11 protein-coding genes are annotated in these 12,264 nt (G+C 68.5%); 3 read left to right on the top strand and 8 right to left on the bottom strand.

The window, feature by feature from the left end; translation table 11 throughout:
* The gene (locus tag ACE3QW_RS06545; RefSeq protein ID WP_374250896.1) at positions 1-750 is read right to left on the bottom strand and encodes an SDR family NAD(P)-dependent oxidoreductase; all 750 of its coding nucleotides are present in this window, start codon (positions 748-750) and stop codon (positions 1-3) included.
* Positions 751-927: 177 nt separating this feature from the next.
* On the opposite strand from ACE3QW_RS06545, the gene ACE3QW_RS06540 reads away from it, so the two are divergent.
* A complete protein-coding gene (locus ACE3QW_RS06540; RefSeq protein WP_374250895.1) occupies positions 928-1,704 on the top strand; it encodes an SDR family NAD(P)-dependent oxidoreductase in 777 nt (258 codons plus the stop codon).
* 63 nt (positions 1,705-1,767) lie between these two features.
* On the opposite strand, the gene ACE3QW_RS06535 is transcribed toward ACE3QW_RS06540, so the two are convergent.
* The 6 genes from ACE3QW_RS06535 to ACE3QW_RS06510 all read right to left on the bottom strand — a co-directional run bounded on the left by ACE3QW_RS06535 (position 1,768) and on the right by ACE3QW_RS06510 (position 7,309).
* The gene (locus ACE3QW_RS06535) at positions 1,768-2,835 is read right to left on the bottom strand and encodes a 2,3-butanediol dehydrogenase (RefSeq protein ID WP_374250894.1); all 1,068 of its coding nucleotides are present in this window, start codon (positions 2,833-2,835) and stop codon (positions 1,768-1,770) included.
* Positions 2,836-2,871: 36 nt separating this feature from the next.
* On the bottom strand, positions 2,872-3,222 hold the full coding sequence (locus ACE3QW_RS06530) for a carboxymuconolactone decarboxylase family protein (protein ID WP_024279895.1): 351 nt from the start codon (positions 3,220-3,222) through the stop codon (positions 2,872-2,874).
* Positions 3,223-3,231: 9 nt separating this feature from the next.
* Positions 3,232-4,017 (bottom strand): glucose 1-dehydrogenase, encoded by a 786-nt coding sequence (locus ACE3QW_RS06525; protein WP_374250893.1) that lies wholly within the window; start codon positions 4,015-4,017, stop codon positions 3,232-3,234.
* A 61-nt stretch (positions 4,018-4,078) separates the two neighbouring features.
* A complete protein-coding gene (locus ACE3QW_RS06520; RefSeq protein ID WP_374250892.1) occupies positions 4,079-5,197 on the bottom strand; it encodes an acetoin dehydrogenase dihydrolipoyllysine-residue acetyltransferase subunit in 1,119 nt (372 codons plus the stop codon).
* A gap of 19 nt (positions 5,198-5,216) precedes the next feature.
* Complete coding sequence (locus ACE3QW_RS06515) at positions 5,217-6,239, bottom strand: alpha-ketoacid dehydrogenase subunit beta (RefSeq protein WP_250167830.1); 1,023 nt, start codon at positions 6,237-6,239, stop codon at positions 5,217-5,219.
* A gap of 47 nt (positions 6,240-6,286) precedes the next feature.
* Positions 6,287-7,309: a thiamine pyrophosphate-dependent dehydrogenase E1 component subunit alpha gene (locus tag ACE3QW_RS06510; protein WP_374250891.1), complete on the bottom strand. Its 1,023-nt coding sequence runs from the start codon at positions 7,307-7,309 to the stop codon at positions 6,287-6,289.
* Positions 7,310-7,714: 405 nt separating this feature from the next.
* Here ACE3QW_RS06510 and ACE3QW_RS06505 point away from each other — a divergent pair, with 405 nt between their 5' ends.
* Positions 7,715-9,676 (top strand): sigma-54-dependent Fis family transcriptional regulator, encoded by a 1,962-nt coding sequence (locus ACE3QW_RS06505; protein ID WP_374250890.1) that lies wholly within the window; start codon positions 7,715-7,717, stop codon positions 9,674-9,676.
* A gap of 87 nt (positions 9,677-9,763) precedes the next feature.
* Here the strand turns inward: ACE3QW_RS06505 and ACE3QW_RS06500 are convergent, their stop codons facing one another.
* Positions 9,764-10,684 carry a LysR substrate-binding domain-containing protein gene (locus ACE3QW_RS06500; protein WP_374250889.1) on the bottom strand — a complete coding sequence of 307 codons (921 nt, stop codon included), beginning with the start codon at positions 10,682-10,684 and terminating at the stop codon, positions 9,764-9,766.
* Between the two features lie 210 nt (positions 10,685-10,894).
* Between ACE3QW_RS06500 and ACE3QW_RS06495 the strand changes: the two genes are divergently transcribed.
* Positions 10,895-12,235, top strand: coding sequence for an MFS transporter (locus ACE3QW_RS06495; protein WP_038193276.1), 1,341 nt, complete (start codon positions 10,895-10,897; stop codon positions 12,233-12,235).
* The last annotated feature ends 29 nt before the right edge of the window (positions 12,236-12,264 follow it).

Here is a 12,264-nt window from a genome sequence, read left to right as displayed (position 1 = left end):
TCAGGAGATGGAGAGGCCGCTGTCCACGGGCAGCACGTGCCCGGTGGTCCGGCCCGAGGCATCGGACGCAAGGAACAGCGCCGCCTGCGCCACATGCTCCGGCTCCACCATGCCCAAGAGGTGGGCGGCGGTGAGCCTCTGGGTCGTCTCCAGCTGCTCCAGTTGCGCCACCACCCGCGGCGTACGGGTGACACCCGGCGCCACCGCATTCACGCGGATATTGTGGGGCGCATATTCCACGGCCATGGAGCGGGTGAGTGCAGCCACCGCGCCCTTGGCGGCGGTGTAGGCATCCTTGCCCGGCCAGCCCATCAGGGCCACCACGGACGCTGCATTGACCACCGCGCCGCCGCCGGCCTTGATGAGCTCGGGAATGCCGAAACGGCTGACGAGCCAGGTGCCGTGCAGGTCGAGCGTCATGGCCCGCCAGAATTCGTCGTCCGGCGCGCGGGTGAGGTCGCTGTCGCGGGTCGTGGAGCCGCCGGCATTGTTGTAGATCACGTCGAGCCGGCCATAGTGCGCGACCGCCGTTGCAACTGCCGCTTCCACGCTTGCCGCGTCGGTCACATCGGTGCGCACGAACAGGGCGTCGCCGCCAGCCGCATGGATGCGCGCCGCAGTCTCTTCTCCCGCCTCTGCATCGATCTCGGCGACGACGATGCGCGCGCCGTTCCGCGCGAACAGCTCCGCCGCGCACCGGCCGATTCCGATGCCCGCCCCCGTGATGAGGGCGACCTTCCCGTCGAGCATTCCGTTCCTCCCCCGTCCCGGATTCTGCGCCGCGCGCGTCCGGTGATCGCTTTAACGACTATTAATCTCGTATTATGCGATTTTTAGTTTATTCTAGAATTCGTGGCAAGGGGTATTCGGGGGCGGAGGCGCGACCGGAGGCCAGCCGGCCGCGAACGATAAAGCCGGGAGAAGAGCATGAAGGAGCTGGAGGGGCGCGTCGCCATCGTCACCGGGGGCGCGCGGGGGCAGGGCGCGGCCGAGTCCCGGCGTCTGGGGCGCGAAGGCGCGGCGGTGCTGGTCTGCGACGTGCTGGTGCCCGAGGGCGAGGCGTTCGTGGCGGAGCTTTCGGCCGAGGGCATCGACGCCCGCTTCCGCCCTCTCGACGTGACAGATCCCGAGGCCTGGGCTCAGGCGGTGGAAGAGGTGCGCGGCTGGAAGGGGCGGCTCGACATCCTCATCAACAATGCCGGCATCATCAACCGCAGCACCGTCTCCGCCACCGAGCCGGATGCCTGGGAGCGGGTGCTCAAGGTCAACCTCACCGGCGCCTTCCTCGGCATCCGCGCGGCGGTGCCGCTGATGGAGGAGACCGGCGGCGGCGCCATCGTCAACATCTCGTCGAACAGCGCCTTTTCCGGGCATTACGACCCGGCCTATACCGCGAGCAAATGGGGCCTGAGGGGTCTTACCCGCAGCGCTGCCATGGAATATGCCGCGCGCGGCATCCGCGTGAACGCCGTGTGCCCCGGCCTCGTGGTGACGGCCCTCAACGCCGCGAGCCCGCACCTTCAGCCGATGATCAGCATGACGCCCATGGGCCGCAGCGGTACGCCGGAGGAGATCGCCGAGCTGGTGCTGTTCCTCGCCTCGGATCGCTCCGCGTTCATCACGGGCGAGGACTTCGTGATCGACGGCGGCTTCACGGCCGGCGCGAGCTATCGGCGCGTGGCCGTGGAAACCGGTATCTATTGAAGGGGCGGGGCATCGCGCAGGCAGCTGCGCGATGCCCTCGTCACGGAGCGGGTCTTCCGGGCCTCAGCGCAGGTCTATGAGGATCTTCAGCTCCTGCCCGGCGGGGTCGAGGAGGGCTTCGAAGCCGTTGGCCACCACCTCGTCGAGGCGGATGCGGCGGGTAACGACCTTTTCCGCCGGCAGCAGACCCTTGCCGATCAGCGCCGCCACCTTCGGCCACATGAGGGTCGTGTAGCACCACGAGCCGCGTACATCGATGTCCTTGAAGGTGACGGTGAAGCCATCCACCGCCGGCTTGCCCACATGCAGCCCTACCTGCACCACCACGCCCTGCCGACGCACCGCGTCGATGCAGGTGGCGAGCGCCGCCTCGGCGCCCACGCATTCGAGCGCCACGTCCACGCCCACATGGCCTTCGGTCTGGTCGCGGATGGCATCGGCCACCGCGTCCCGCTTCGGATTGAGGGTGATGACATCAGGCAGGATGGCCCGCGCCATGGCGAGGCGGTTGTCGTTGGTGTCGGAGAGGAAGATCTGCGTCGCCCCCGCTGCCCGCGCCGCCAGCACCTGCAACTGCCCGATGGGCCCGGCGCCGGTGACGAGCACGCTCGATCCCGGCTTCACCCCGCCACGCTCGGCGGCATAGACGGTGACCGCCGTGGGCTCCACCAGCGCCGCCTGCTCGTCGCTGACGAAATCCGGCATGGCGAAGACGTTGTAGTCGTTCACCAACGCGTATTCCGCCATGCCGCCCCATTGCCAGCCGAGGCCGATGATGGCGAGGCTCTCAGAGAGCTGGTAGAGGCCGCGCGTGCCGAAATAGTCGTCGCGCGGCGACACCATGGGCTGCACCGAAACCCGGTCGCCCACCTTCACGTTCGTCACCTCCCTGCCGATGGCGACGACGGTGCCGCCGAATTCATGGCCCAGCACCTGCGGCAGCTTCGCGCCGGTGTAGGGATGCGGCTCGGTCGGGATGAAGATGGGGCCGGCGGCGTATTCGTGCAGGTCGGTGCCGCAGATGCCGCAGAAGCTGTTGCGGATGACGACCTGGCGGGGGCCGGGGGCGGGCGGATCGCTGATGTCCTCGACGCGCACGTCGCGTTTGGCGTGGAAGCGGGCGGCCTTCATGGGCGTTTCTCCCTTGTGTCTGTTCTTGATGGTTGATCAGGCCGGCTCGGTGGCGAGGGCGTCGAACGCCTCCAGCGCCTTGCCCGCGTAGACGGCGGACGGCCCGCCGCCCATCTCGATGCACACGCCGAGGATCTCGGCCACTTCCGCGCGGGTGGCGCCGTGGCTCCGCGCATTGGCGGCGTGGAACACGATGCAGTCCGCACAGCCCTGATGCACGGCGATGGCGAGGGCCACCAGTTCCTTCATCTTGGCGGGCACGGCGCCGGACTTCGACGCCTCACCCATGAGACCGCGGAAGGCCGTCATCACCTGCGGCGCCGCCTTGGCGAGGGCGCCGAAACGCTGGTTCATCTCTCTCAATTGCTGGGGCACGGAAGATGTCATGGCATTTCCTCAGGTGAAGACCATGCCGCCGTCCACGAGCAGGGACTGGCCGGTCATGAAGTCGGATTGGGACGAGGCGAGGAAGCGGGCGACGCCGACGAGATCGTCGGGGCGCGAGGCGCGACCCAGCACGGCGCCGGCCGCGAAGGTGTCGAAGGCCTCGTTCTCGCCGTGGGTCAGGCCGCTGTCGCGGAAGCCCTTGTCGATCACCTTCCACATGTCGGTGGCCACCACGCCGGGGCAGAAGGCGTTGGCGGTGATGCCCTCCTTGCCGAAGGCGCGGGCGGCGGCCTGAGTCATGGCCACCACCGCGAACTTGCTGGCGCAGTAATGGGCGAGGGGCTCATAGCCCTGCTTGGCGGCGATGGAGGCGGTGTTGATGATCTTGCCGCCGCCACCCTGCTTGCGGAACGTCTTTACCGCCTCCTGCATGCCGATGAGCACGCCGAGCGCGTTCACGTCGGTGACAAAGCGCCAATCCTCCTCGGTGATGTCGAGGAAGGGCCGCGTCTGGGCGACGCCAGCGTTGTTGAACAGCACGTCGAGCCGCCCAAAGGCCGCAACCGCCTTGTCGATGAGCGCGCGCACCTGCGGCCGCTCACGCACGTCCACCGGCACGGCGATGGCGGTGCCGCCCTTGTCCGTGATCTCGTTCGCCACCTTCGTCGCTGCCGCCTCTGAAAGATCGGCGACGACGATGCGCGCACCGTCCCCCGCGAGGGCTCTGGCGATGGCGGCGCCGATGCCGCCGGCTGCGCCGGTGATGATGATGCTCTTGTCCTTGAGATCGGACATGTGTCCTCCTTCGCCGGTCGCCCTGGCGCGCCGGCGCTTGTCGTTGCAGGGTTTCAGGCGGTCAGCGCTTGAGGTGGTCGAGCAGCAGCTCGTTCACCCGGCCGGATTTTTCCATCTGCACCATGTGGCCGGCGCCGGGCAGCACCTCCACGGTGGCGCGGCCTTCCAGCGCGCCGGCATGGGCGGCGGGAATGACGCGATCGGTCTCGCCCCAGACCACGAGGATGGGCGCGTCGGTCTGCTTCAGCCTGTCGGCCAGCACATGGGTCTGCCGCTCGGCGGGGAAGAGATTGGCGGAGAGGGCGGTCAGCGCGCTGTCCACCCCATCGAGGCGCTTGTACTTGAGGATATCCTCGATCAACTGGCGCGTCACTGTTCCCGGATCGTGGAACAACTGCTCCAGCACCGGCTTCATGTCGCGCCGTGAGCCGGCGGCGACGAAGCCGTCGGTGTAGCCGGAATTGATCTCCGGCCCGAGCCCGGCCGAGCCGATGAGCGCGAGGGAGGCCACCCGCTCCGGATGCTCCAGCGCGGCGGCGCTCGCCACCGCCCCGCCCATGGAATGGCCCACGAGATGCGCGCGCGGAATTGCGAGCGTATCCATGAAGGCGATGAGCGCTCCGGAGAGGAAGGCGAGGTTCGCCTCGCCCACCGCCTTGTCCGATTGCCCGTGCCCCGGCAGGTCGAGGGCATAGACCGTGGCGGCCTCGGCGAGGGCGTCGATGTTGAACAGCCAGTTGTCGAGGTCGCCGCCGAAACCGTGGACCAGAACCACGGTTTTCCCGCCCTCGCCTCGGCGGGCGTAGCGCAGGCGGCCGGCGGGCGTGTCCACGAACTCATAGCGCGGGCCCGAGGCCTCCTCCCCCGCGCCCGCCTCCTCCGGCACCGCGAAGGCGGCGACGAAGGCGTCGATCTCGGCGTCCGGAACGTCCGCATCGGCCAGCACGCCGATGAGTGCCTTTACCGGATAGACCGTGCCCGGCGTGCCGAGGGTCCGGCGCAGGACGCCGGCATCGCCCGCCTCCACCACGCCGGCGATCTTGTCGGTCTCAACCTCGACGATCTCGTCGCCGATGGCGATGGCCGTGCCCTCCGGCTTCAGCCAGCCCGTGACCTTGCCCTCCGCCATGGAGAGCCCCCACTTGGGCATGACGATGGGCTTGATGCGCGTGTCCGTCATTGTCCGATGTCTCCGGCGATCAGGCGGCGAGCGCCTGGGGATGGGTCTTCAGCACGGCGGCCGCGATGGCGTCGGCGGAGGGGATGTAGAGGTCCTCCAGCGCGGGCGAGAACGGCACCGGCGTGTGTGGCGCGGTCACCATCTGCGGCGCCGCCTTCAGCGCCCCGAAGGCCTGCTGGGCCACATAAGCCGCGACATCCGTGGCGATGGAGCAGCGCGGATTGGCCTCGTCCACCACCACCAGGCGGCCGGTGTTTTCCACGCTCTCGATCACCGTGTCCCAGTCGATGGGCGAGAGGGTGCGCAGGTCGATCACCTCCGCCTCGATGCCGCTGCGCTTCGAGAGGGTCTGTGCCGCCTCCAGCGCGCGGTGGACGGTGAGGCCGTAGCTGACGATGGTCACGTCGCGCCCGTCCCGCACCACGTTCGCCTCGCCGAAGGGGATCGCGTAGGGCTCGGCTGGCACGTCCGCCTCGCTGGCGTAGAGGTTCTTGTGCTCGCAGAAGATCACCGGATCGTCGTCGCGGATGGACTGGATCAGGAGGCCCTTGGCGTCATAGGCGTTGGAGGGGCACACCACCTTCAGCCCGGGCACGTGGGTGAACATGGGGGTGAGCATCTGCGAGTGCTGCGCGGCGGCGCGGAAGCCGGCACCGACCATGGCGCGGATGACCACGGGCGTCTTCGCCTTGCCGCCGAACATGTAGCGGAACTTGGCCGCCTGGTTCAGGATCTGGTCGAAGCACACGCCCATGAAGTCGAGGAACATCAGCTCCGCCACCGGGCGCATGCCGCAGGCGGCGGCGCCGATGGCCGCGCCGATGTAGGCGCTCTCGGACAGGGGCGTGTCCATCAGGCGGTTGCCGTGCTTGCCGTAGAGCCCCTTGGTGACGCCGAGCACGCCGCCCCAGGCGTCCATCTCCCCCGGCGAGCCGGAGCCGCCGACGATATCCTCGCCGAGCAGGATGACGGAGGGATCGCGGCGCATTTCAAGGTCGAGGGCTTCGTTGATCGCCAGCTTGAAGCTGAGGGTGCGGGACATGGTTTCCTCCAGGAAATCGTTGGGCCGTGCGGGTTCGCTGTCGTGGCTCAGTAGGAGACGTAGACGTCGCTGGTGAGCTCCTGCGGCGTCGGCTGCGGCGCCGACTTGGCCGAGGACACGGCGTCGTCGATGAGGCTCGCCACTTCGCGGTCCATGAGCGCGATCTCGGCATCGGAAACGATGCCCGCCGCCGTCACGCGATCGGCGAAGATCTTCAGGCAGTCGCGGTTGAGGCGGTTGAAGTCGTTCTCGCCCTTGGCCTTGTAGGTCTGGCTGTCGCCCTCAAAATGGCCGTAGAAGCGCACCATCTTGCATTCGAGCAGCGCCGGCCCGCCGCCCGCGCGCGCCTTGGCGATCAGTTCGCCGGCCGCCTTGTGGACGGCAAAGAAGTCCGTGCCGTCCACGCTGACGCCCGGCAGGCCGAAGCCGTGGGCGCGGTCGAGAAAGTTGTCCACGCCCGTTGCGTAAGTAACCGAAGTCGCCTCTGCGTATCCGTTGTTCTCCAGCACGAAGATCACCGGCAGGTTCCAGACGGCGGCGAGGTTCATGCTTTCGAGAACCGTGCCCTGGTTGGCCGCGCCGTCGCCGAAGAAGGTGATGCCCACGCCGCCGTCGCCGCGGCACTTGGCGGCGAGCGCAGCGCCGCAGATGAGCGGCGCACCGGCGCCGAGGATGCCGTTGGCGCCCATCATCCCCTTGGAGAGATCGGCGATGTGCATGGAGCCGCCCTTGCCGCGGCAGGAGCCGGACGACTTGCCGTAGATCTCGGCCATCATCTCCTCCACGTCCACGCCCTTGGCGATGCAGTGCCCGTGGCCGCGATGGGTGGAGGCGATGCGGTCGCTGTCGGTGAGGTGCATCATGATGCCAGTGGCGCAGGCCTCCTCGCCGGCATAGAGGTGGACGAAGCCGGGGATGTCGCCCTTGGCGAATTCCACGTGCAGCCGCTCCTCGAAATCGCGGATGGTCCGCATGGTGCGGTAGGCCGCAAGCAGCGCGTCCTTCTCCAGCGGAATGGGATTGTTGGACAGCGCGCCGTCGTCGGTCTGCATGGGCGACGTGATGGACATGGGCTTTTCCTCCTCCTTCGGATCGACGGGACCGGCAGGGAGGAAGGGCAGCCGCAGGCGCGCCCGTTCCCGGCCCGCTTCTGGCGGAGCGGGCCACGTTTCCTTCCCTTGCCGTGTTCTTCAGTGCCGGCTTCGCGCCGGCTTGATGGAAAGGACAAGAGCAAGGGGCGGGCCAATCGCGCCCGTCGCGTCAAACCGTTGCGGGACAAGGCGGTGCCGCCAGCGTGGCGCGGGGGCACCTGAGGCGGTGACGCCACAGGTGTGGCGCCGCGCGTGCCACAGGTGTTGCAGCTTGGCCCTCACCATGGATTTCGCGGACACACCCCTGACCCGCGGAAAGGCTTGCGGGCGCTCCATTTCGCGGCAACACTCGCGCACAATAAAAAACGATCTGGGAGGATCGTCATGCGACAGGAGCAGGTCGCGCATATCGACGAGCTCATGCGCGCGGCGAGCGGCTTGCCCGTGCCGTCACGCGGCACGCGCGATCCCGTCATCATGAAGTCCTGGCAGCGCTGTGTCAGCGAGCACCGTCTCGATCCGGTGGTGTTGCGCGAGCCGTTGATCCTGCCCTCGACGCAGCTGCGCGAGCATCAGGACGCCATGGACGAATTCACCCACACCGCGCGCTTCGGAGTGGAGACGCTCTATCGGGACGTGGCGGGGCTCGGCTACGTGCTGCTGCTCACCGATGCCAAGGGCATCACCGTGGACTTCATCGGCGATCCCACCTTCGACGCCACCCTCATGCGCGCCGGCCTCTATCTCGGCGCCGACTGGAAGGAGCCGAGCGCGGGCACCTGCGCCGTGGGCACCTGCATCGCCACCGGCGAAGCGCTGGTGGTGCACCAGACCGATCATTTCGACGCGACCCACATCCCGCTCACCTGCACGGCAGCGCCGGTGTTCGATCCCTCCGGTGCGCTCGCCGCCGTGCTCGACATCTCGGCGCTGCGCTCCCCCCAGCCGAAGGAGAGCCAACTCCTCGCGCTCCAACTGGTGAAGTCGGTCGCGCACAAGATCGAGACGGCGAACCTGCTCAATCGCTTCCGGGGCGAGTTCATCCTGCGCCTCGCGCCCTCGCCCGAATTCGCCGACGTGGACCCGCCTTATGTGCTGGCGGTGGACAGTTCCGGCTGCATCGCCGGTTTCAACAGCAAGGCCCGCGCGCTGCTGAGGCGCGAGCTGGAGGCACGCCCGCAGGCCGATGCCGTGCGGCCGCTGGTGGGGCGCCGCCTGAGCGAGTTCATCGAGATCGCCATCGACGACCTGCCGCGCCTTGGCCCGGCGAGCCCCGTGGCGCAGCGCATGGTCCGCCTCGCCGGCACGGGGACGCCCATGTTCGCCCATTGCCAGCTGCCCGCCCGCATCTCCACGCGGTCGGTTGCGGCCGCCCCGCCGAGCCTGCCAGCACCGCTCGCCGGCCTCCACGGCGGCGATGCGGCCATGGCGACGGTGACGGCCCGCGCCGCGCGGCTCGTGAACACGCAGATGAACCTCATCGTCTGCGGCGAGACGGGCACCGGCAAGGAATTCCTCGCCAAGGCCATCCACGCCGCCGGCGCCCGCTCCGCGCGGCCTTTCGTGGCGGTGAACTGCGCGGCGCTGCCGGAGACGCTGATCGAGGGCGAATTGTTCGGCTACGAGGCGGGCGCCTTCACCGGCGCCGTCGCACGCGGCCGCAAGGGCCTCGTGCTGGAGGCGGACGGCGGCACGCTGTTCCTGGACGAGATCGGCGACATGCCGCTGACCCTCCAGACCCGCCTCCTGCGCGTGCTGGCGGAGCGGGAGGTAACGCCGTTGGGTCGCACGCGGCCGGTACCGGTGAACATTCGCGTCATCGCCGCGACCCACCGCGATCTCCTCGCGGAGGTGAACGCCGGCCGTTTCCGCGAGGACCTCTATTTCCGCCTGAGCGGCGCCGTCCTGACCTTGCCGCCGCTGCGCCGCCGCGCCGATTTCGAGTGGCTGGTGGAGCGCCTGCTGGAGGAGCGGGGCAAGGCGGCGAAGACCCGCTTCAGCCTGTCGCCGGACGCGCGCGATCTGCTGCGCGCCTATCGCTGGCCCGGCAATATCCGTGAGCTGATGAACACGCTCGATTTCGCCTGCGCGCTCGCCGCCGAGGGGACGATCCAGTGGGAAGACCTTCCCGAACGCCTGCGCGAGGCTGACGTCCCGCACGAGGCGGGCGCGGCTGCCCTGTCGCCCGCCTTCCCATCAGGGGAGGGGGAGATCGCCCACGACCGGCTCCTCGCTGCCCTACGGGCGCGGAGCTGGAACATCTCCGCCGTCGCCCGCGACCTCGGTGTGGACCGCACCACGATCCACCGCCGCATGCGCCGCTACGGCATCGCTCGCCGCGTCTAGGGCCAACCATGCGCGCAAAGAGGGGATGCGCGATGGCCCGCTTCGGCGGTCCCTGAATGGATCTCATCGCTCTAAGCCGACCTGAGGTCAGGCTCCGCCACGCGCCGGCCGGGGCGCAGCGCCGAATGTCGCCATCTCGCCTACGAGCCACGCTTCGAGCGCCCTCAGTTCCGCGCGGATGGCCGCCTGCGGCGAGATCCACAGCCTCAGGTGCCGCGCGCCGGGCGTGAAACCGAACGGCGCCACCAGCCGGCCGGATTGCAATTCGCTCAGGGCCAACATGTGCGGCACCACCGCAACGCCGAGGCCGCAGGCCGCCGCCTGGATGAGCAGATAGAAATGATCGAAGCTGCGCTGCGCCTTGAGGGTGAGGCCGCCGTTGCCGGTCGCCTCGGCCCAGTCCCGCCACGCCTCCGGCCGGGTGTTGGTGGCCAGAAGGTGCGCGCGCGCCAGATCATCCGGCGTCGCCAGCGGCATGGCGGCGAGATAGTCCGGGGCGCAGACCGGGCCGATCCACTCCGCGCCCAGTTCGCGGATGATGGCGTCGCGTGGTGGCGGGATGGTGGAGGAGCGGATCGCCAGCGAGATGTTGTCGCGGCTGAAATCTACCTTGTCGTAATTCATGTTCAGCTCCACCTGTACGTCCGGATTGCGGCGGTGAAACCCGGCCATGCGCGGGATGAGCCAGCACAGCATGATGGAGGCCGAGCAGGAGAGGGTCAGCGGCCCCGGCCGCACCCGCTCAAGCGTGGCATGGATCACCCCGAACGCGGTCGTCAGCCCCTCGGCGAGGCGCTGGCCTTCGGGCGTCGGATCGGTGGCGGTACCCCGGCGGGCCAGCAACTGCACGCCGAGCGTCGCTTCCAGCGCCTTCACATGGCGGCTGACGGCCCCGTGCGTGACGCACAATTCCTCCGCCGCCCGGCTCATGCTCCGGTGCCGCGCCGTGGCCTCGAACGCGCGCAGCGCCACCAATGATGGCAAGGGGTGGCTCGGCTGTTGAGACATCGGTTGAAGGCTCGGTTTCGCTGCAATGCAGCATCAAAGATGTGAGTTTAGCTCACATCCGGCGGACAACAAATCGATTGTTCCTGCCGCCTCCCAGCGCCTAATGGCGCACGTCAGCTCCGAGCCCGGGCAGCCACCTGCGCGGCGTCCCGAGCCCAAAAACAAGAATGCGCAGACGGCAACCCATCTGCCTTATCTGGGAGGATAACCATGCCTGAGCCCGAGGTGTCGGCCGTCGAGCGGTCGGCCATCAGCAAGGTCTGCTGGCGGCTGACGCCGTTCATCGGCCTGATGTTCTTCATCAACTTCCTCGACCGTACCGCCGTGTCCTTCGCCGGACCCAACGGCATGACCAAGGACCTCGGCCTGAACGCCGCACAGTTCGGCTTCGCCGCGGGCATCTTCTTCCTCGGCTACATCCTCCTGGAAGTGCCGAGCAACCTCGCGCTCCACAAGTTCGGCGCGCGGCGCTGGCTGGCCCGCATCATGGTCACCTGGGGCATCGTCGCCCTGCTGTTCACCTGGGTGAGCAGCGTGGAAGGCCTCTATTTCCTGCGCTTCCTGCTGGGCGTTGCCGAAGCCGGCTTCTTCCCCGGCGCGATCCTCTATCTCAGCCTGTGGGTACCGGCACGTCATCGCAACAAGGTGCTGGCGCTGTTCTATGTGGCGCAGCCGCTCACCATCGTCATCGGTGCGCCCTTCGCGTCGGCGCTGATCGGTGCTGACGGGCTGATGGGCCTTGCCGGCTGGCGTGTCATGTTCTTCGGCGTCGCGGTGCCGGCCATCGTGGTGGGCGTGATCGCCTGGTTCTACCTCGTGGACAAGCCGGCCGACGCGAAATGGCTGACCGCCGCGGAGCGCTCCTGGCTCACGTCCGAGCTCGCCAAGGAAGAGAAGGCGAAGGGCGGCTCGCACAACATCCTCGCCACCGGCGCGCTGCTGAACGGACGGGTGTGGCTGCTCTCCTTCGTCTATTTCGGCCTCATCTACGGCCTCTATGCATTGGCCTTCTTCCTGCCCACCATCATCTCCGGCTTCGAGGCCCAGTTCGGCTCCAAGTTCAGCGTGATGCAGAAGGGCTTCATCACCGCCATCCCCTATCTGCCCGCGGCGTTCGCCCTGGTGCTGTGGAGCCGACAGGCGGCGAAGACCGGCGTGAAGCCCTGGCACGTGGGCCTGCCCGCCCTCATCGGCGCGGTCTCCATCCCGGTGGCGCTCTACATGAACTCGCCTGCGGCCACGGTGGCGGTCATCACGGTCACGGCCTGCGCCATCTTCTCGGCACTGCCCAACTTCTGGGCCATCCCCGCCCGCTTCCTGTCGGGCGCCGGTGCGGCGGCGGGCATCGCCCTCATCAACACGGTAGGCAATGTGGCCGGCTTTGCGGCACCCTTCATCACCGGATGGGTGAAGGATGCCACTGGCTCCTTCCAGGCGGCGATGCTGCTGGTGGGCGGCTTCATGCTCCTCTCCGCGGTGCTGACCCTGGTGGTGGCGCGGCAGGGCGAGAGCCTCGCCGACAGGGCCGCGGCTCCGGCGCGCTCGGCCTGACGGCGCAACTGAACAAGCACGAGGGGCCG

Origin of the sequence: Xanthobacter sp., from assembly GCF_041911315.1 — a bacterium.
Classification (GTDB): Bacteria; Pseudomonadota; Alphaproteobacteria; order Rhizobiales; family Xanthobacteraceae; genus Xanthobacter; species Xanthobacter aminoxidans.
The sequence above is the reverse complement of the archived record's forward strand: the minus strand, read 5'-3'. Positions and strand labels throughout refer to the sequence as shown.